This is a genomic window from Candidatus Arsenophonus nilaparvatae (genome assembly GCF_045346035.1).
Lineage (GTDB): Bacteria > Pseudomonadota > Gammaproteobacteria > Enterobacterales > Enterobacteriaceae > Arsenophonus > Arsenophonus nilaparvatae.
Map to the genome: position 1 here is coordinate 1,377,839 of NZ_CP158507.1, position 20,830 is coordinate 1,398,668.

Below are 20,830 nucleotides of genomic sequence, written 5' to 3' on the forward strand. Positions count from 1 at the left end.
GGACTAATAGTTATTAGTCCAGCTTTCGCTATGGCAATTTGATGAAAATAGTGCAGGTTTTCAGCTGAAAATAGTCAAATAGCTAAATAAGTATTAGGGTTAAAAGATCATTAACTAATGCTCCTTTAATGACTATTAATGAATACTACTTTTAGAAACCAGATTAATAACTAAAACTCCAGAAATAATCAACAAAATACCCAAAATGGCGGGCCAATCTAATTTTTGCTGATAAAGAAACAACGCTGCCACAGACACCAGCACGATCCCTAAACCAGACCAAATAGCATAAGCAATGCCTAATGGCATCATTTTGACTACTTGTGATAAACCAAAAAATGAAATGCTATAACCAATAACAACAATAATCGATGGCAACAAACGGGTAAAACCATCGGAAGCCTTTAATGATGTGGTTGCAATCACTTCAGCCACAATCGATATTAATAGATATGCCAATCCGTTCATTTATACTCCTAAATATAAACTAATCATCACAATGGTAAGATAATCGAAGCGTTGATTGCCAGTATGTGGGGTAAAACTAAAATAACCAGCAAAAGTTTTCTTTTGCTTTAAACTAGCCTAAACTGGTCGCATTTTCTTATCGCTGTGGATTTAAAAATCATTCTTTTGATAATAAAATCGATTACCTTTAATACATTAGTAATAAATATGAATCAACAAAAAGAACAATATAACTTTAATAAACTACAAAAAAAGTTACGCCGTAACGTTGGCCAGGCGATCGCTGATTTCAATATGATTGAAGAAAATGATCGCATTATGGTTTGCCTTTCTGGCGGCAAAGATAGTTACACCCTATTATCAATATTACAAAATTTACAAAAAAGTGCACCAGTAAATTTTACTTTATTTGCCGTCAACCTTGACCAAAAACAACCAGGTTTTCCTGCCGACATTTTGCCATCCTATCTCAACAAACTCGGTATTGAATACCAAATAGTTGAAGAAAATACCTATGGTATTGTGAAGGAGAAAATTCCGGTAGGAAAAACTACCTGCTCACTATGCTCTCGTCTGCGTCGCGGTATTTTATACCGGACTGCCAGTGAACTGGGAGCCACTAAAATTGCGTTAGGCCACCACCGCGATGATATTTTACAAACTGTATTTCTCAATATGTTTTATGGTGGCAAACTCAAAGGGATGCCCACTAAGCTAATGAGTGACGATGGTAAACATATCGTTATCCGTCCCTTAGCTTATTGCCGGGAAAAAGATATTACCAACTACGCAAAAATTAAAGCATTTCCAATTATTCCTTGCAATCTTTGTGGTTCTCAACCCAATTTACAACGGCAAGTTATCGGCAATATGCTAAGAGAATGGGATAAACAGTACCCAGGACGAATTGAGACTATGTTTCAAGCGATGCAAAATATTGTTCCTTCGCATTTATGCGATAGCAACCTATTCAATTTCAAACAAATTAATCATACCAGCAACATTATTAATGGTGGCGATTTAGCATTTGATAAAGAAACGTTTCCCATCATCAACGCCCACCAAAATAATTCTCCCTCAGATCGGGTTAATATAGTTGAAATAAAATAAAAAAAAGCCGATGTATTAAACATCGGCTGATAGTGGTCAATTATTCTGTATAAGAACTCAATATGAGAAAAACTACAATTATGGAGCACAACGTTCATCGCTTAACGTTGCATTCACCTGCAAAATCAATTCTGCCCTAGTTAAGGTTAAAACTTCTTGATATAGCTCAATTTATTTTTTACTAAACTAAATAACTGGAAATTTCATATTGGAAAATGTTTTATTTTATAGCCACTTCCCTCTTTTTAGCCACCAGATAACAAAACTAATTAAGCAGCTTAATAATAAACAAAAAACACTAAATGCAAATTTAAATTCACTACCAGGTATACCATTGAGGTTAACCCCAAATAATCCGGTTAAAAAGGTTGATGGAAGAAAGACAATCGCTAACATTGACATAGTATAAATCCGTTTATTTGTTGCCTCTGATATCAACGCATTAATTTCATCGGTAATTACAGCGGTACGAGCAACAAAACCATCTAATTCATCAATACAGCGTCCAAGCCTTTCGGCATTTTCCTGCATGCGGTGGCGATCATCATCGCTCATCCATAAAAATTTTTCTGTCGCTAAACGAGCAAAAACATCCCGTTGAGTAGACATATAGCGGCGCACAATAATAATCTGTCTTCTTAATAACGCTAATTTTCCTCGTTCAGGGATCTCTTCAGTTAAGATCTTTTCTTCCATTTTAATTAAACGATCATGCAAAATATCGGTAAAATCACTCACTTCATCGTTAATCGAATCAGCAACTTCGACTAACCATTCTCCGCTCGTTTTTGCGCCAACATGATGATTAAGATCGTCAATAACAGGCTCAAGAGATTTAACTTTGCGATGTCGACTAGAAATAATTATCTGATTATTAATATAAATACGAAAGGCAACTAGCTGTTCAGGCCGGTCACCAATATTTTTATTAATCGTTTGTAAATTAACCAATGTACCTTCACCAGTTCTTATTATACGCAACCGATTAATATTTCCTGTTAGTCCATCTTTGATGGTTGAATTGAATAATACAGAATGCTTTATCCATTGATAACTGGCTTTATTTCTATAATCATAGTGAAGCCAAAATGGCATTTGTGGTGTCGCTTCCGCATTAACATCGATAGCAGTAAATCCACCTTCACCATCTAATTGGTAAGCATGCACAGGTTCAGAGCCCTGAATTATTGAGCCATAAATAGCCACAACAAATATCCCCCTATTACGGTCAATTTTTGTTCTTTTCCTTTTAAAAATAGTCGTATTTCTGCTTAATTAAAGCTTTCTTACTCGATTGTTATAGGATTAATTGCGTTTGATATTTTATTTTTCATGTTACTAAGCGGTTTTATATACCATTATTCATTATAAAAAATAATAAAATTAAAAATAAAATAAATTTAAAATAATTAATAATGCATTTTAATTCAATGAATTAAAATTAAAAAACAAATTAATAAAAAGTTGATCACAAGTGAAAAATGATTAAAATAATTTATCATACAAAACATAAACTAGGGACAGTTATGAAAAAAACCGTTATTTTTACATTAATAACTAATTTATTTTTTTCAGCAAAAGGATTTTCAGCTTCACCTCAATCGCAAACATTCAGTCTAGGCTACTCTAATCTCTATTATCATGGTAGTTCGCTTACTGGTCTAAATATTAATTATGACTACCAAATAGATAACCATTGGGGAGTATTAATGTCGATAAGCTGGAATAAAGGCAATCAATATTGGCGTAGTTACAATTATTCCTATCAACCAGTTAAACATAAAGTGAATATCGATTACCTCAGCTTACAAACCGGCCCCAGTTATCGTTTCAATGATTACTTAACTTTATATAGCACTATCGGATTTGCTCGTTTTACCCTAAAACATCGAGAAAAATTCGATAATATAACGCTGAATTCAATGAAGCATAACACAGGCCTTAGTTGGGGAGTCGGCATAAAAATCAACCCAGTCAACATGCTAAGCCTCTATTTAGGCTATGAAGGAGCAAATAAGGATGACTATCTGTCAAATCCCACAGTGAATGGATTTAATATTGGTTTAGGTTATCGATTCTAGTTGTTTAATCTACAATTTTGCACACTAGATGATATTCAGGGCATAATTTCATCACTGCCCTGCATTATGGAGGCTAATTTATCATTGAATTAATGTTTAATAACATAAAGGGTATGACTATAACTTACACTTTCTGGATTGTTGACTGGATAGCCCTTTAACCAAGATTTAATTAAATAGCCGCGACTGTAATAGTAAATTGGTGCAATAGGCGATTGAGTTAACAACATTTTTTCTGCTCGATTATAAAATCGATTACGATTTTTACTATTTTTTTCCATCATGGCTGATGCAACCATTTCGTCATAGTCATTATTTTTGAATTTGGCCCAATTACCAGCGTTGGAAGATGTCATGACATTTAAAAAACTCGATGGCTCATTATATTCAGCAACTCTAGCAGCACCCAGCACATTAAAATGACCTGCATTACGACTTTCAGTGTAAGTTTTCCATTGCTGATTAATCAAAGTTATCTCAGCACCTAATTTTCTTTTCCACATAGAGGCGATAGCAGTAGCCACCTTTTTATTATTTTCTGAATTATTGTACACCAGAGAAAGCTTTAACGGATTATGGCTACTAAATCCCGCTAAATGCAATAGAACTCTAGCTTGCTCATCTAACTCTTTTTGGCCATAGCCATCATAAAAACCTCTTTCCGAGGTAAAATCAGCAATGATATCGGGTATAAAACGATAAGCGGCTTTCTCGCCATCAGCTAATATTTTATTCGTGATAACTTCTCTATTAATTGATACTGATAATGCTCTTCTAACTCGGCTATCATTAGTTGGTGGCTTTTGCGTATTAAAAACATAGTAATAAGTTGCCAATTGCTCGGCCAAATAAAACTCATCAGGTATTTGCTGCAATAATTTGCTATCTAAATGCTCAGGCAAAAATTCTGTTTCGACAACATCACCTGCAAAATAACTTTGCCATGCGCGAGCTGCCTGTTTAATCGGTACAAAAGTTACTTTAGTTAAAATTGTATTTTTATGATCCCAATAATGTCGGTTAGGTTGCAAAACAATTTTTTCGCCAGCAATACGCTCAGATAACATAAAAGCACCATTGCCAACTAAGTTTGTTGGTGCGACCCAATTTTGGCCATATCTGGCGATTATTTTCTGATTAACCGGAAAGAAACTAAAATGGTTAGTCAAATTTAGAAAATAGGGTGCCGGCTGCTCCAAAGTGACCTTTAAAGTATGATTATCAATAGCTTCAACACCTAACTTTTCAATTGGTAGTTCATTATTAATAATTTTTTGCGCATTCTTGATACCTGCCAGGGTGGCAAAGTAAGCAAATGGTGAATTATTTACTGGATCAACCAAGCGACGCCAGCTATAAACAAAATCTTTAGCCGTGACAGGGTCACCATTTGACCACTTGGCATTCGGTCTTAAATAAAAAAACCAAATCCGATTACCGGCGGTTGTCCAACGATTTGCCACACCAGGAATCGGACTACCGGCTTCATTTTGATTAGTTAATCCTTCAAATAAATCACGTATTACATGCGATTCTGCTAAACCAACATTGCTGATAGGATCAAGAGAAGTTGGATCCGCATTAATCTGTCTAACTATCTCTTGTTTTTCAGCTAATAAGTCCCCTCTAACCACCAACGCAGCCACGGCTGGTTTAGTGTTGACGATACAATTTAAAAAGAATATTGCTAATGCTGTTCTATAGCGAAGCATATAGATTTCCATATTATATCCCGATGTTATTATAATTATAGAAAATAATTTGGTTAAAACAATTAGATATAACACAAGTTGTTGTAACAATTTAGATAGGAAACTTAATTATTTTCATTTAGAATTGTTGAACTAAATGTTATTAAGAAGGAAAGGATAAGATGTCAACTAGTACAAATTTCAAAGGGGAAGGTGTTGCTATCAATGGTACTTTCTTGCAACCTGGTGATAAAGCTAAACAATTTACCCTTGTAGCGAGCGATCTTGCAGAAAAATCCTTGTCAGATTATCAAGGCAAACGAAAAATTCTTAATATATTTCCCAGTATTGATACCGGTGTTTGCGCTAGCTCTGTTCGCAAGTTTAACCAAATAGCCAGCCAACTAGAAAACAGTGTTGTATTGTGTATTTCTGCCGATCTTCCTTTTGCACAGAGCCGGTTTTGTGGCGCCGAGGCCCTTGAGAATGTAGTTACATTATCGTTTTTTCGCGCACCTACCTTCAGTAAAGACTACGGCGTAGAAATGACCTCTGGGCCATTAAAAGGACTAGCGGCGCGTGCTGTGGTTATCATCGATGAAAACGATAAAGTCATTTATAGTCAATTAGTTGATGAAATCACCCATGAACCCGACTATGATGCCGCTCTTAATGCCTTAAAATAGTGATATTAATACTTACTAAAAATATCTGTTTTTTAATTAAACTATTTGTCTAGTTTTAATTCGATAGCGATAAAACTTATCGCTATCTTATCCAAATTACACTATCACTCACCCTCACTCTCTTTTTTATGACTTAATCCATACTCCCGCAACTTATTTGCAATTGCTGTATGCGATACGTTAAGCCGTTTAGCTAATTTACGTGTACTTGGATAATCTTGATAAAGTCGCGCCAATATTGAAGCTTCAAAATGTTTTGTTAATTCATCTAAGGTACCATTTAATTGATCGGCGCTAAACAATGAAATATCTTTTAGATCTGGCAAATGAATATCTTGTGGGGTTAATTCTCGTCCTGCCAATTGAATTAAGGCCTGATAGAGAACATTACGTAGCTGCCGCACGTTACCAGGCCAGTGATAACCGGCAAGGTAATGCCCTAACTTAGACGAAAGTTTCGGTTTTTCAATACCTTGTTCTTGTGAAAATTGCCTAACAAATTCTACCGTAAGCGGTATTATATCAGCTTGTCGTTCACGCAGCGGGGGTAAGTTCACCGTTAATACATGCAGGCGGTAGTATAAATCTTGCCTGAATTGCCCTTTTTCAACTAATTCCAGCAAGTTTTTTTGTGTCGCGCAGATCACTCTGACATCAACTTTAACTTCTTGCTCTTCACCTACCCGACGAAAGGTACCATCATTTAAGAAACGTAATAGTTTGATCTGCATTTGTGGTGACATTTCACCAATTTCATCAAGTAAAACAGTACCTCCATTCGCTTGCTCAAAAAATCCTTTTTTAGCCTCAATGGCATTTGGATAAGCCCCTGCAGCATAACCAAACAGCTCGTTTTCAACTACATCCTCTGGCATCGATGCACAATTAAGCCCTAAGAAAGGTTTATCGCCTCTGATGCTCTGCAAGTGACAAGCTTTAGCTAAAATATCTTTACCCGTTCCGGTTTCCCCAATCAATAGAAGCGGTTCATCAAGTAAAGCTATTTTTTTTAGATCCTCAACCAGCTGGCTCATTTTGGGACTGACTGCAATGATGTGAGCAAAACTATCTGCTGCTGCTATTTTATCTGCTTGATACAGCTGCTCTGCGGGTAATACTTTTAGTAGAATAATGGCGCCTGCATTTTCAATCGAACCCGTTGCTTTATGATTGTTAATTGGCGTAACCTGCAGCAAATATTTATTACCTTTAATCACCACTTGTTCAGAATAAGATTGTAAATTATTTTGCTCTAGTAATTTTGCCAAACGCGGGTGATTTATTAGCTGATTAAATTTTTTTTCTTTTAACTGATTATTATCAATAGCGAACAATTTTAACATCGCTGAATTGGCTAATTCGATGTAAGCTTTAGCATTAACCGAAAAAATAGGATCAAGAAATGTATTTAATAGAGTTAATAATAATTTTTTTTCATGCTCAGAAGGCATAAAAGAGACCGTCTTAACATCTTTAACACCACGAATACGCCGAATTTCAGTCATTAACAGTTGAAACATCGTAGTGTCAATTTGAGCAAATCTGAGATAAATATTACGATTTGGTGAAATTTCAATCCCTTCAAGGTCAATGTTTTGTAAAACAAGTAAATCAAGTAATTCACGTGTTAGTCCCATTCGATCTTGGCAAATCACTTCTAATCGCATCACTGAGAACCTTATGTCTATATAATTTACTATTTAATTAATTAAGTATGTATTTTTATTTATTAAGCTACCATAGAAAACGTTTTATAACATAAACACTAGCACCAGAAATGATAAACGGATAAGCATTAATCTAATATTGCTGCTTACCATTTAGTCAACAGAGATCTTAATTAAAAAATTACCCAATTAAGCTTGATGGTGAATTAGTTAAATCTTTTTATGCTCAACGCTTTTTGGCATAATATTTTTTAACTGGCTGAATAATTGACGACGAAAATCAGCCAATTTAGGTTTATCATCCATCCACGGTAAAGGACGGCATAACTCCATCGTTTTAATACCTAATCTAGCTGTGAGTAAACCGGCGCCGATCCCTTGAGCCGCTCGTGTAGAGAGCCGGGCCATAATATCTTGCGATAACCAATCCATGCCAATTTCACGCACCAACTCACTTGCTCCAGCAAAAGCAATATTAAGTAATACCATTTTAAATAATCGGATACGGCTATAATACCCTAGCTCAATGCCATAAATAGCTGCAATCCGATTAATCAATCGAATATTGCGCCAGGCAATAAATGCCATGTCGACAATAGCTAAAGGACTAACGGCAATCATTAACGCCGATTCAGCTGATGAACGATTAATCTCTTTGCTAGCCTGCTCATCCAAAATAGGTTGCACTATTTGGCTATAAAGTGTCACGATTTCTTTATCATTATGACTATCATGGATTGTTGCCTGCCAACGTTTCATCGCCGGATGATCTAAGCCTATCGCCGATTGTTTGCCTAGCTTTTGGCAAAATTCACGCCCGCCATGCATACCATGACTTTGCAAAAATTCTCTAGCCTGGATCCGTTCTTGACTACGTTCTTTTAAATAATAAAGCCGCCGCCATTCAGTTATTATGGCGCCAATAGCAGCAATAATAATTAAGCCACCAGCCGCGACAATAGCTAAAGAAACCCAATTTTGCTTTATCCACGCTTGGTAGATCCATTGGCCGGTTTGAGCAAAAATACTCACTACGATTAAACTTAAAGCAATAACCACCAGTTTACGCCAAAAACTATAGCGCGGTTTGAGTGCAGCATTGACCAATGCCTCAATTTCACCTTCTCGTTCGTCATTTTCTGCTTCGTGGCTGCTAACCGAAAATTGTTCAGGCGCTAATTGATCAAACACTTTGGTTTTTTTTAACTTTGTTTTTTTGTTTGCCGGCAAAGACTCATCAAAATCGATGCGGGATTTTAGCGGTTTACTCATTTCAATTTATCTCCGAGTAAAAATTCTAAAGCACTATCCAATCGAATATGAGCAACAGGTTGATCAGTCGCTGTTTCGCGAGGCCGAAAAGATTCAAAATCAAATCCCTGCTTTAACCAAAAATCAGCATTAGGCAAATGCCGTGGTACCTCACCTGGAAAAAAAGTCATTAATCGACCATCTGTTAATCTATGTCCCTTTAAGGCAGGTACCCGTTCTCCTTGATATTCAATCATGCCATTTTCTGTCGCCTGAATTGCAGCTAGTGCCAGACAATCCATGCTGATCCCTTCAAAAGCGGCATTTTGCCAGGCCGCACGAACTAATTGCTGGAGCAATGAAACTAAATTGGCATGTTGATCATGGGTTATATGATCAACCTTACTTGCCGCGAAAAGTAATTTATCAATATGTGGTGAGAACATGCGGCGCAATAGTGTCCGTTTACCATAATGAAAGCTACGCATAATTTGGGTTAATGCGGCCTGCATATCATTAAATGCTGCCGGACCGTTATTCAATGCAGCTAAACAGTCAACTAAAACAATTTGCCGATCAAAATGTTGAAAGTAATCTTTATAAAAACGCTTAATAATTTTTTGACAATAATAGTGATAACGCTGTTGCAACATACCAATATTAGACTGTTTGTCCGCTTGCTTTAATTTCAGTTCATCTGTTGTATCAATATTGGGCCAAGGAAAAAACTGCAATACCGGTGCCCCTGCAAGATCACCAGGTAATACAAATCGCCCTGGCTGAATAAAATATTGCCCCTGTTGTTTACAAAAAACCAAGTAATCGGTGTAAGCCTGAGCAATATTAGCTAATAATTTTTCATCAGCTGCTGCAAAGGGGTCGCACTGTTGACAAAGTTGCAACCATTGCTGTGCCCCCTCCTTATCACGGCCTTTTAATAGCTGTTGCATTTGCCGCGACCAACTAAAATAGTCCTGAGTCAACATAGGCAGATCCAGCAACCATTCGCCTGGATAGTCAATAATTTCAATATATAAATTAGAAGTCTCTTTGACGTGGCGTAGCAAACTCTGTTGCGATCGATAACGTAGTTGCAAACATATTTCACTGATCCCACGGGTAGGAGTCGGCCATTGAGGAGGAGAATGGTACAGTGCTGCTATATTTTCGTCATAAGCAAAACGAGGAATATTAAAATGTTTCTGCGGGATCCGTTTTGCACCTAATAGACGGCCATCTCTTGCGGCGGAAAACAGTGGCAAACGCGCCCCACTGTGCACATGTAGTAATTGATTAACCAGCGAGGTAATAAATGCCGTTTTACCACTACGGCTAAGCCCGGTAACCGCTAAACGGACATGACGATCTACGCTTCGATTGACCAGTTCACTAAGCTCACTTCGCAATCTTTTCATATTTCTCCCATAACAACTTACGCACAAGTTTAGCAATGCCTGGACGTTGCAATAGCTGTATAACTATTAACATAAACCATCGCAAAGGTTTGCGGCTAGTATATTTTAACATTAGTCCAATTATTCCTGTTGGCGCGTAATGAATAACCATAATTATTGCTATTTTTGCCATTTTTTCGCTTAAAATCTTAATTTTCAGTCGGCTAATCAGCATATTATTCTGTTAATACATAGGATAATTATTTAATTGATAAGAAAAATGATTTTACGGTAGAGCATTATTCACTCTACCTTAATTTGATAGTTAGTTACAATTTATTGATGCGACTATCAATACTGAAACTATCAGAAGTGATATAGCGTTCCATTTGGCGCAGTTTTTTTTCACCCGCTTTCAATTGCTGATCGATTTCATTCATTAACTTAGTCACTTTAACACTAATATCAGTTTCATCCTGATAACCTGCCGGTGCCGGTTCGATAAAAAACCACATCAACAGATAAATAACGATGGTAATGGCAAAAAATCCTAAGAATAATGCAACAACCGCCAGTGCCCGTACTAAATTAACCGGTAAATCAAAGTAATGCGCCAACCCGGCACAAACGCCCCCAATCATACGTTGATCAGTACGTCGATAAAGTTTTCGCGCGCCCATTTTTGCCATTATATTTGCCTCCAATTTGGATGCTCTGCATCCAGAATATCTTCCAGCGCTTTAATACGTTGCTGCATGCGTTGTGCTCGCTCGGCTAACTGCGTTAGTCGCTGGATCTCATTCTGCGTTAATTGACTATGGCTATTTCCTTTTTTACCATAGTGGCACCATAACCAAATAGGCAGAATAAAGATAACAAAGATCAATAAAACTAACCCAATAAATATAGAGCCCATCACATTTCCTTATTAATCATTAATTTTGGCTACCAATAGATTACTCTTGTTTGTTCAGTTTAGCTTTCAACGCAGCCAATTGCTCACTGATTTCATCATCAGCTTTTAATTCAGTAAACTGTTGGTCTAAGGATTTTTGTTTACCTAAATGATAACTTTGCGCTTCACTTTCCATATGATCGATCCGCTGCTCAAACTGTTCAAACCGGGCTAATGCTTCGTCCAATTTACCACTATCTAATTGACGACGCACATCACGACTGGATTGCGCGGCTTGATGCCTTAATACCATAGTTTGCTGCTTTGCCCGTGTTTCAGTCAGTTTTTGCTCTAATTCAGCAATCTCGTCTTTCATACGTACTAATGTTTCATTTACCATAATTAACTCACTTTTTAGTGTATCAATAATGGTAGCCACTTTTTGCTTTTCAATTAATGCCGCGCGAGCTAAATCCTCTTTATCTTTAACTAGCGCCAGTTCTGCTTTTTCTTGCCATTGTATAACTTGTTTTTCACCGCTAGCAATACGGCGCTCTAATCCTTTCTGCTCAGCTAAAGTACGTGCCGAGATTGAACGAGACTCAACTAGCATATCTTCCATTTCTTGGATCATTAAACGGATCATTTTTTGTGGATCTTCTGCCTTATCAAGTAAAGAAGCAACATTTGCATTAATGATATCTGCGAAACGTGTGAAAATGCCCATCGATAAATTCCTTAATTAATATTGAATGATTGATTTGTTATTAAATTTTTTAACCTTAATCATTGATAAACAATATTCATGCCAATTTTACAAAAAAATATAACCATATGAAATAATTAAATTTTTATTTTGTTATCTTTTATTCCAATTTTCGTTATAATTTACAGATAATTAAAATGACCAATAAATGGCTAAAATGACCATGCAACTCTCTACAGATAATATTCTTGGTACTGCAGATAATTTCTTAGAAATACTGGAGCAAACTTCTGCACTTGCCAAACTCAGTAAACCGGTTTTAGTTACAGGTGAGCGAGGAACAGGCAAGGAGCTGATTGCTAGCCGTCTTCATTACCTTTCACCACGTTGGCAAGAACCATTTGTTTCCCTTAATTGCAGTGCACTGAATGAAAATTTATTAGATTCCGAATTATTTGGTCATGAAGCAGGCGCATTTACTGGAGCACAAAAAAGACATTTAGGCCGATTTGAACGGGCAGATCGAGGCACACTTTTCCTTGACGAGTTGGCAACCGCCCCCATGATTGTACAAGAAAAATTATTACGGGTGATCGAATATGGCCAACTAGAGCGTGTTGGTGGTAGTCAAAGCCTTAAAGTCGATGTTAGGCTTATTTGCGCAACCAACGCTAATCTACCCCAATTAGCTAACAAAGGCTTGTTTCATGCCGATCTACTTGATCGTCTAGCCTTTGATGTCATCCACATTCCGCCCTTACGTGAGCGATTAGCCGATATTATGTTACTGGCTGAACATTTCGCAATTAATATGTGCCGCGAGCTCAATCTCTCTTTTTTCCCTGGATTTACTGTTAAAGCACAAAAAAACCTGTCAGCTTATCCCTGGCCGGGTAATGTACGTGAATTAAAGAATGTTATTGAGCGTTCCGTCTATCGTCATGGCGATAGAGCTGAACCATTAGATTTGATTGTCTTCAATCCCTTTGCTAATGAGTCAATGATGTCGGTGGTAACAAAAGAAAATGATGAGCTACCTCAACTTCCCATCGATTTGAAACAATGGCAGCAGGTGGCAGAAAAAAATTTGCTCGAACAGGCATTACAAATAAGCCAGTTTAATCAGCGCTTGGCCGCTTCACAATTAAAATTAACTTATCACCAATTAAGGGGACTACTGAAAAAACATAATTTGCCAGAGAATCAAAATAACAAATAAGAATTAGTAGTCGAGAAAGTGGCCATCCGATGCTGGCAAGAAAATTAAACCACTGGCAACAATCTAAGCAATATCGTGTCAGCAATAAATTAAAGTTACTATAATTATCAATAACGTTAGCAAAGCAGTGGTTGACAATTTTTATCAACAAATTACTGATAATTTTATCAACTCTATTTTGTTGCATAACAGGAGTTAAGCTACAATAAAGCCATTCGCACTTATAATAGGTTTTTATATGCGTTACCTAATTTTATGGATTATTTTAATAAATGTAGGGACAATAAATGCATTAGCAGATACCCTTCCACCACAAATTCGTCAAAACAGCTTTATCTATTGTGTTAATGGCATTGTCACTACATTTAATCCGCAAATTGCCAGCACCGGGTTAATTATTGATCCACTAGCCGCTCAACTTTATGATCGATTATTAGAAGTTAATCCATTTACTTACAAATTAAATTCCGAACTTGCCTCGCACTGGAAATCATTTGATAAAGGAGCAACTTATCGATTTTATTTAAAACGTAATATTCCATTTCAAACAACAGATTGGTTCACACCGACACGAACGCTCAATGCCGATGACGTTGTGTTTAGTTTTTCCCGTATGTTTGATAAAAATCATCCTTATCACTATGTTGGGGGAGGCAATTATCCTTATTTCGATAGCCTGCAATTAGCTAACAATATCCGTAGTATTCGTAAAATTGATAATTATACTGTTGAATTTAAATTATATACCCCCGATGCATCATTTCTCTGGCATCTTGCAACTCGCTATGCACCAATACTCTCACAAGAATATGCACAATATCTCAACAAAATTAATCATAAAGAATTTATTGATTGGCAACCTGTTGGCACTGGTCCTTTCATGTTGGTCGGCTATCAAACCGGTCAATTTATCAAGCTAAATCGGCATAATAACTACTGGAAAGGCAAACCTTTAATGCAGCAAGTGGTGATTGATCTGGGTGCCGGCGGCACAGGACGCATATCTAAATTATTAACCGGTGAATGCGATGTCTTAGCCTATCCAGCTGCTAGTCAATTAAAGGTGCTACGTGAAGATGCCCGTTTGCGGCTATCGATGCGAGCCGGCATGAATATCGCCTATCTGATTTTTAACACTAGCAAACCACCGCTTGATCAATTAAAGGTTAGACAAGCCATAGCGTATTCAATTAATAATGAAAGATTAATGCAATCTATCTATTATGGCACCGCTGAAACAGCAACTTCTGTTCTACCTAGAGCTTCATGGGCTTATGATAATCAAATTAAAGTGACAGATTATAATCCTGAAAAAGCCAAAGAAATGCTAGAAGAGCTCGGTTTGTCCGGTATGAAATTAGATATTTGGGTTCCCGTTATTTCTCAATCCTATAATCCGAGCCCGTTAAAAACTGCCGAACTTATCCAGGCAGACTTAGCAAAAGTAGGCATTAAGATGAATATTCATCCGGTAGAAGGCAATTTATTAGAAAATAAGCTGAGTGATCGTAACTATGACATGATCCTTGACGGTTGGTCGACGGATAGTAATGATCCTGATAGTTTTTTCCGCCCTCTACTTAGTTGCGCTGCTAAGGAATCACATACTAATTTGAGTAAATGGTGTAATCCTTACTTTGATGAACTTTTACGTGAGGCGCTAGTAAGCCAAAGTATTTCATCTCGCATTAATTATTACCACCAAGCGCAATCATTACTAGCAAAAGAATTACCTGTATTACCGCTAGCTTATTCATTACATTTACAGGCTTATCGCTATGATATCAAAGGGCTAGTTATTAGCGCCTTTGGTAACTCCTCTTTTGCCGGGGTTTATCGTGATGGGTCGATTAAAACCCCACTACCGGCTGACTCCTATTTTAATGACGAAGAAGGAGCAGCGTGGTGATTATTTACGTATTAAGGCGGTTATTACTTTTAATTATTACTTTATTTTTACTAACACTGGTTAGTTTTAGTTTGAACTATTTCACTGCTGATGCTCCATTAAGTGGACTATCATTATGGGATGCCTATATTTTTTATTTAACCGGCTTATTACATTGGAATTTTGGTTTTTCTAGTATTAATGGTCAACCGATTAGCAGTCAGCTGAATGCCACTTTTCCTGCCACTATGGAGTTGTGCTTTTTAGCGTTTATTTTAGCTTTAATAATCGGCATCCCTACCGGCATTATTGCGGGTGTCTGGCGCAATAAACCAATTGATTACATTATTAAAATTTTTACCCTAATCGGTTTTTCTATGCCAATTTTTGTGTTGGCTTTATTATTTATCCTGCTTTTTTCATTGAAATTAGGCTGGTTACCGGTCTCTGGCCGAATTAATTTACTGTATGATCTTGAACCTGTGACCGGATTTGCCCTGATCGATGTGTGGTTATCGGATTCAATCTATCGTAGCCAAATGTTTATTAATCTATTAGAGCATTTGATTTTACCCGTTATTACATTAGCTATTGCGCCAATTTCTGAAATGATACGGTTAATGAAAAATAGTACTGAAGCTGTTATGGGTGAAAATTATATTAAAGCAGCAGCAACCAGAGGACTCTCTCGCATTACCATTATCAAACGTCATGTCTTACACAATGCGCTGCCTCCTATTATTCCAAAACTTGGTCTGCAGTTTTCTACTATGATAACACTAGCGATGATCACTGAACTTGTATTTAATTGGCCAGGCTTAGGGCGTTGGTTAGTCACAGCCATTCGACAAAATGATTACTCAGCAATTTCTGCCGGCGTAATGATTATTGGTACTTTAGTTATTTTCGTTAATGTCATATCGGATATTTTAGGCGCTATGATGAACCCTTCTAAATATAAGGATGGGTATGTCTTCAGATAATTTTTATCGTGAACAAAAGATGCCATCCCCTATCCGGGTTGTCTGGCGATTTTTCTCTAATGATATTCTAGCAATGACTGGATGTTATGGTATTGCTTTTCTCCTGGTTTTGACTTTATTTGGCAGCTACTTAGCCCCCTATACCATTAACCAACAATTTTTGGGCTACCAGCTACTACCTCCATCCTGGTCGCATTATGGTAATGTGGCATTTTTTTTGGGTACTGATGATCTTGGGCGTGATATTTTAAGTCGATTACTTATCGGTACAGCATCTACCTTTGGCTCTGCACTTGTGATTACCATTAGCACAACGTTGGTCGGATTAATATTAGGTTGTTTAGCCGGCATTACCCATGGGTTAAAATCAGCTATTTTAAATCATGTGTTAGATACGCTGTTATCAATTCCCTCGCTACTCCTGGCGATTATTATTGTCGCTTTTGCCGGCTCAAGCCTTGAAAATGCAATGATAGCAATTTGGTTAGCCTTATTACCAAGAATTGTTAGAACAATTTACAGCGCTGTTCGCGATGAATTAGATACCGAATATGTTCTTGCCGCTCGACTTGACGGTGCTTCAAACTTTTATATCCTTTGGTATACCGTATTACCCAATATCACACCTATCTTGGTAACAGAAATTACTCGCACCCTCTCTATGGCCATTCTGGATATGGCTGCGTTAGGCTTTCTTGACTTAGGCGCCAGATTACCGACTGCTGAATGGGGCACTATGCTCGGTGATAGTTTAGAGTTGATTTATGTAGCACCATGGACAGTTTTTCTTCCTGGTGCAGTCATTATGAGCAGCGTTTTATTTGTTAACTTACTTGGTGATGGCTTACATCGCGCCATTAATGCTGGGGTGGAATAATGCCATTATTAGATATCCGTAACCTCACTATTGAATTTATGACCGCCAAAGGGCCAGTGAAAGCCGTCGATAATGTTTCTTTACAGCTAAATGAAGGCGAAATTCGTGGCTTAGCTGGCGAGTCCGGCTCAGGTAAAAGTTTGATTGCTAAGGCTATTTGTGGCGTTACTAAAGATAACTTAAAAGTGACTGCCGATCGTTTTTATTTTCTTGATATTGATCTGTTAAAGCTCACCGCACGCCAACGACGTAGAGTGATAGGGCATAATATTTCGATGATTTTTCAAGAACCCCAGTCTTGCTTAGATCCAGCTGAAAATATTGGTAAACAACTTATCCAATCAATACCACAATGGACTTTTAAAGGTCGTTGGTGGCATCGATTTAGTTGGCGTAGGCGACGCGCAATTGAATTACTCCATCGAGTAGGAATTAAAGATCACGATGATATTATGTACAGCTATCCTTATGAACTTACTGAAGGTGAATGTCAGAAAGTGATGATAGCCATTGCGCTAGCAAATCAACCACGATTACTGATTGCCGATGAACCCACCAATGCAATGGAATCGACAACTCAAGCACAAATATTTCGCCTGCTTGATAGATTAAACCAAAACAATAACATGACAATTTTACTAATTAGTCATGATATGCAAATGATGAGCAAACTCGTTGATCGGATTAGCGTACTCTATTGTGGCCAAACCGTTGAAAGTGCAACCCCTGAAGAGTTATTGATCCGTCCCCATCATCCTTATACACAAGCATTAATCCGTGCTGTACCGGATTTTGGCAGCCCACTTCCGCATAAAAGTCGACTAAATACCCTACCTGGGGCGATCCCTTCTTTAGAGCACCTGCCAATCGGTTGCCGTCTTGGCCCTCGTTGTCCCTATGCACAAAAAACGTGCATTATCACGCCGCCGCTACGCAGCATAAAAAATCGGGCTTTTGCCTGTCATTTTCCTCTTAATATGGAGGAAACATCATGACAACACCGTTACTGGCAATCAAAAATCTGACTAAAACCTTTCGTTATCGCACCGGGTTATTTCAAACTCAATTATTAGAAGCAGTAAAACCGTTAAGTTTTACCTTAAGAGCTGGTGAAACCTTGGCTATTATTGGTGCTAACGGTTCAGGTAAATCAACCCTGGCCCGCATGTTATCGGGTGTTATTGAACCTAGTGGTGGTGAAATCTTTATTAATGGTCATCAACTTAACTTTGGCGATTATAGTTATCGCAGTCAACGCATCCGCATGATATTTCAGGATCCAAGTACTTCGTTAACCCCCAGGCAGCGTATTGGGCAAATTCTTGAGATCCCTTTAATTCTAAATACTTCACTTTCCGTTCATGAACGGGAAGAACGTATAGAACAGACTCTTCGCCAAGTTGGGCTATTACCGGATCACGCAGGCTATTATCCGCATATGTTAGCAGCGGGTCAAAAACAGCGAGTAGCGCTGGCAAGAGCGTTGATCCTGCAACCAGAGATTATTATTGCCGATGAAGCACTGGCGTCATTAGATATGACTATGCGTTCTCAAATCATCAATTTAATGCTTGAATTACAAGAAAAACAAGGTATTTCCTATATTTATGTTACTCAGCATCTAGGTATGATGAAACATATCAGCGATAAAGTGTTGGTAATGGATAATGGTGTTGTCGTCGAAAGAGGTAATACCGCCGAAGTACTTGCTTCACCTTTACATGAAGTGACCCGACGCTTAATTGCCAGCCATTTTGGTGAACTTTTATCTGCCGATGCCTGGCGGCAAGATGTTAGCTAATATAAAGGCAGCAAAAACTGCTCGGATCAGCGAGGTAATACAACATATTTTCTTCTGTCATGATAAACTCTCTGCCGTTTATCAAAAAAATAATGCATAAATACCATCTACAATAGATAATTTATGCTGTGTATGTTATTGTTATTATTTAAAAATTTACAAGGATACGGCTTATGGGCTTTATGAGCGGCAAGCGCATTCTAATCACTGGTTTAGCTAGTAAACTATCTATTGCTCACGGTATTGCACAAGCAATGCACCAACAAGGGGCTGAACTGGCCTTCAGTTATCAAGGTGATAAACTGAAATCTCGCGTAGAAGAGATGGCAAACAGCTTTGGCTCTAGTATTGTTTTGCCATGTGATGTTGCTTCGGATGAAAGTATCACTACCTTATTTGCCGAGCTGGCGAAAGTATGGCCCAAATTTGATGGTTTTGTCCATTCAATTGCCTATGCACCAGCCGATCAACTTGATGGTGATTATGTCGATGCAGTGACACGCGAGGGCTTCCGGATTGCCCACGATATTAGTTCCTATAGCTTTGTTGCGTTAGCAAAAGCTTGTCGAAGTATGTTAAATCCTCATTCTGCCCTGGTTACCCTAAGTTATTTGGGCGCTGAGCGTGCGATCCCTAACTATAATATTATGGGATTAGCAAAAGCTTCCCTTGAAGCAAATGTTCGTTATATGGCTAACGCAATGGGGCCTGAAGCTATTCGCGTTAATGGCATTTCAGCCGGTCCAATCCGCACATTAGCAGCATCGGGCATAAAAGATTTTCGTAAAATGCTATCACATTGTGAATCAGTAACCCCCATTCGCCGTACGGTAACAACGGAAGATGTTGGCAATTGTGCTGCTTTCCTTTGTTCTAATTTATCAGCGGGTGTGACAGGTGAAATTTTACACGTTGACGGTGGTTTCAGTATTGCTGCTATGAACGAACTAGAGTTAAAAGCCTAGTACAATAAGCAGCCCGCCAAATCTATTGATTGATAATGATACAATTTAACGGCGGGCTTACTGTTATAAGCAAGACAAATTAATGATACTGAATAAGATAATTTGCCATCAAATCGGTTATTATCCCTCTTTGATCGTTATAACTAATAAAATTTTCAGGCGTTATATCGATGATCCTAGGTAACATTGATGTCACAATACTCGATTTTGTTAAGCCTTGAATACCCTGATTACTGTCAACCAAACGCAACGCTTCTGCCATTGAACTAATTGTTGCAATGCTTCTGGATTACTGTTATCGATTAACAAAATATTTTTTAATTCATGCATATCGACGTTGGGGAAAAATTCACCTAAAAAGGTTTTTACCATCCATGATAAAGAAATGGGTTCAGATTGAAGTGCTTCGTTGCTAAATGCCTTAATCAATTTGCTGTTATCATCTTTATTGTATATTGCTTTATTCGGCTCTCCTCTAAAAATACCCTCAACATTTTTGTCCGCTATAAATTGATTTAACTTGTCACAAATTCCTGCGATATTAGCATGCATTGCTTGTTCTACTGCTATACGCTCTTTAGCAACTTGACCTGCTTCTATTTTGTTCTGCTCGACATTATCGCTAGCTGAGGACATTTTTCTCTGCCAAAAACTGGGATTACTCAATTTGAGTAAACCATCGTACAACATATTAAAGCCAGTTTTCTGCGGTTTTTCATTTAAAATAGCACTTTCTGATTTTACTGTAGTTGATTGCGCTGACTCAGGCGATTTTTTGCCAGTTAACGTCATTCCTTCTGATGATATTGAACTCACTCTACGCAATTCAACGGGAAATTTTTGCGGTTGAGATGTATAACTGAATGAATCATTTGATTTCCAGTCAAATTCGCTGGAACTATTTTTTACGCCAATCAAACTATTCACCAAACTAATTGTTAAATCTTTAAAATTATTAAAGCTGTTTTGAATGCTTGATAACAGCGAAGTGGTCGATGCTTCAGTATTATTGGTGTTGGAAAAACTATCTAAACGCATGTTAACTCCATTATTTATTTTATATATTTGCCCCAACAAGTGTAAATATAATTAAATAACACCAATACCAAATTTAGCTTTTCTATTATTTACAAAATAAATATCTAACT

The 20,830-nt window shown here is 37.5% G+C and carries 20 protein-coding genes; 10 read left to right on the plus strand and 10 right to left on the minus strand.

Annotation, left to right across the window (positions count from 1 at the left end; all coding sequences use genetic code 11):
• Nucleotides 1-135: 135 nt before the first annotated feature.
• On the minus strand, nucleotides 136-468 hold the full coding sequence (locus tag WH390_RS06655; RefSeq protein ID WP_032114963.1) for a multidrug efflux SMR transporter: 333 nt from the start codon (nucleotides 466-468) through the stop codon (nucleotides 136-138).
• Nucleotides 469-669: 201 nt separating this feature from the next.
• Between WH390_RS06655 and ttcA the strand changes: the two genes are divergently transcribed.
• Nucleotides 670-1,578 carry a tRNA 2-thiocytidine(32) synthetase TtcA gene (gene ttcA / locus WH390_RS06660; protein WP_148305540.1) on the plus strand — a complete coding sequence of 303 codons (909 nt, stop codon included), beginning with the start codon at nucleotides 670-672 and terminating at the stop codon, nucleotides 1,576-1,578.
• Nucleotides 1,579-1,803: 225 nt separating this feature from the next.
• Here ttcA and zntB read toward each other — a convergent pair whose 3' ends face one another.
• Nucleotides 1,804-2,784 carry a zinc transporter ZntB gene (gene zntB, locus WH390_RS06665; protein ID WP_032114961.1) on the minus strand — a complete coding sequence of 327 codons (981 nt, stop codon included), beginning with the start codon at nucleotides 2,782-2,784 and terminating at the stop codon, nucleotides 1,804-1,806.
• A 320-nt stretch (nucleotides 2,785-3,104) separates the two neighbouring features.
• On the opposite strand from zntB, the gene WH390_RS06670 reads away from it, so the two are divergent.
• Nucleotides 3,105-3,659: an Ail/Lom family outer membrane beta-barrel protein gene (locus tag WH390_RS06670; RefSeq protein ID WP_187290939.1), complete on the plus strand. Its 555-nt coding sequence runs from the start codon at nucleotides 3,105-3,107 to the stop codon at nucleotides 3,657-3,659.
• Between the two features lie 89 nt (nucleotides 3,660-3,748).
• On the opposite strand, the gene WH390_RS06675 is transcribed toward WH390_RS06670, so the two are convergent.
• Nucleotides 3,749-5,371, minus strand: a complete 1,623-nt coding sequence (locus WH390_RS06675; protein ID WP_032114959.1) for a peptide ABC transporter substrate-binding protein — start codon at nucleotides 5,369-5,371, stop codon at nucleotides 3,749-3,751.
• Between the two features lie 161 nt (nucleotides 5,372-5,532).
• Here WH390_RS06675 and tpx point away from each other — a divergent pair, with 161 nt between their 5' ends.
• On the plus strand, nucleotides 5,533-6,036 hold the full coding sequence (gene tpx / locus WH390_RS06680; protein ID WP_032114958.1) for a thiol peroxidase: 504 nt from the start codon (nucleotides 5,533-5,535) through the stop codon (nucleotides 6,034-6,036).
• A 104-nt stretch (nucleotides 6,037-6,140) separates the two neighbouring features.
• On the opposite strand, the gene tyrR is transcribed toward tpx, so the two are convergent.
• The 6 genes from tyrR to pspA form a co-directional block, all read right to left on the minus strand.
• Complete coding sequence (gene tyrR, locus WH390_RS06685) at nucleotides 6,141-7,703, minus strand: transcriptional regulator TyrR (RefSeq protein WP_032114957.1); 1,563 nt, start codon at nucleotides 7,701-7,703, stop codon at nucleotides 6,141-6,143.
• 210 nt (nucleotides 7,704-7,913) lie between these two features.
• Nucleotides 7,914-8,975 (minus strand): YcjF family protein, encoded by a 1,062-nt coding sequence (locus WH390_RS06690; protein ID WP_032114956.1) that lies wholly within the window; start codon nucleotides 8,973-8,975, stop codon nucleotides 7,914-7,916.
• Entirely contained in the window at nucleotides 8,972-10,369 is a 1,398-nt protein-coding gene (locus WH390_RS06695) for a YcjX family protein (RefSeq protein ID WP_032114955.1), read from the minus strand. The genes WH390_RS06690 and WH390_RS06695 overlap by 4 nt, the downstream gene beginning before the upstream one ends.
• A 308-nt stretch (nucleotides 10,370-10,677) precedes the next feature.
• Entirely contained in the window at nucleotides 10,678-11,037 is a 360-nt protein-coding gene (gene pspC, locus WH390_RS06700) for an envelope stress response membrane protein PspC (protein ID WP_032114953.1), read from the minus strand.
• Nucleotides 11,037-11,264 carry an envelope stress response membrane protein PspB gene (pspB, locus tag WH390_RS06705; RefSeq protein WP_032114952.1) on the minus strand — a complete coding sequence of 76 codons (228 nt, stop codon included), beginning with the start codon at nucleotides 11,262-11,264 and terminating at the stop codon, nucleotides 11,037-11,039. Before pspB ends, pspC begins: the two co-directional genes overlap by 1 nt.
• Before the next feature lie 40 nt (nucleotides 11,265-11,304).
• Nucleotides 11,305-11,970, minus strand: a complete 666-nt coding sequence (pspA, locus tag WH390_RS06710) for a phage shock protein PspA (RefSeq protein ID WP_032114951.1) — start codon at nucleotides 11,968-11,970, stop codon at nucleotides 11,305-11,307.
• 202 nt (nucleotides 11,971-12,172) lie between these two features.
• Here pspA and pspF point away from each other — a divergent pair, with 202 nt between their 5' ends.
• The 7 genes from pspF to fabI all read left to right on the plus strand — a co-directional run bounded on the left by pspF (nucleotide 12,173) and on the right by fabI (nucleotide 19,682).
• Nucleotides 12,173-13,168, plus strand: a complete 996-nt coding sequence (gene pspF / locus WH390_RS06715) for a phage shock protein operon transcriptional activator (RefSeq protein WP_032114950.1) — start codon at nucleotides 12,173-12,175, stop codon at nucleotides 13,166-13,168.
• Between the two features lie 238 nt (nucleotides 13,169-13,406).
• Nucleotides 13,407-15,077, plus strand: a complete 1,671-nt coding sequence (gene sapA / locus WH390_RS06720) for an ABC transporter substrate-binding protein SapA (protein ID WP_052044832.1) — start codon at nucleotides 13,407-13,409, stop codon at nucleotides 15,075-15,077.
• Nucleotides 15,074-16,039: a putrescine export ABC transporter permease SapB gene (gene sapB, locus WH390_RS06725; protein ID WP_032114949.1), complete on the plus strand. Its 966-nt coding sequence runs from the start codon at nucleotides 15,074-15,076 to the stop codon at nucleotides 16,037-16,039. Before sapA ends, sapB begins: the two co-directional genes overlap by 4 nt.
• Nucleotides 16,026-16,916 carry a putrescine export ABC transporter permease SapC gene (gene sapC, locus WH390_RS06730; protein WP_032114948.1) on the plus strand — a complete coding sequence of 297 codons (891 nt, stop codon included), beginning with the start codon at nucleotides 16,026-16,028 and terminating at the stop codon, nucleotides 16,914-16,916. Before sapB ends, sapC begins: the two co-directional genes overlap by 14 nt.
• Entirely contained in the window at nucleotides 16,916-17,911 is a 996-nt protein-coding gene (sapD, locus tag WH390_RS06735; protein WP_032114947.1) for a putrescine export ABC transporter ATP-binding protein SapD, read from the plus strand. Before sapC ends, sapD begins: the two co-directional genes overlap by 1 nt.
• The gene (gene sapF, locus WH390_RS06740; protein WP_032114946.1) at nucleotides 17,908-18,717 is read left to right on the plus strand and encodes a putrescine export ABC transporter ATP-binding protein SapF; all 810 of its coding nucleotides are present in this window, start codon (nucleotides 17,908-17,910) and stop codon (nucleotides 18,715-18,717) included. Before sapD ends, sapF begins: the two co-directional genes overlap by 4 nt.
• Before the next feature lie 173 nt (nucleotides 18,718-18,890).
• On the plus strand, nucleotides 18,891-19,682 hold the full coding sequence (gene fabI, locus WH390_RS06745) for an enoyl-ACP reductase FabI (protein ID WP_032114945.1): 792 nt from the start codon (nucleotides 18,891-18,893) through the stop codon (nucleotides 19,680-19,682).
• A gap of 210 nt (nucleotides 19,683-19,892) precedes the next feature.
• Here the strand turns inward: fabI and WH390_RS06750 are convergent, their stop codons facing one another.
• Nucleotides 19,893-20,720 (minus strand): hypothetical protein, encoded by an 828-nt coding sequence (locus tag WH390_RS06750; protein ID WP_032114944.1) that lies wholly within the window; start codon nucleotides 20,718-20,720, stop codon nucleotides 19,893-19,895.
• Between the last annotated feature and the right edge of the window lie 110 nt (nucleotides 20,721-20,830).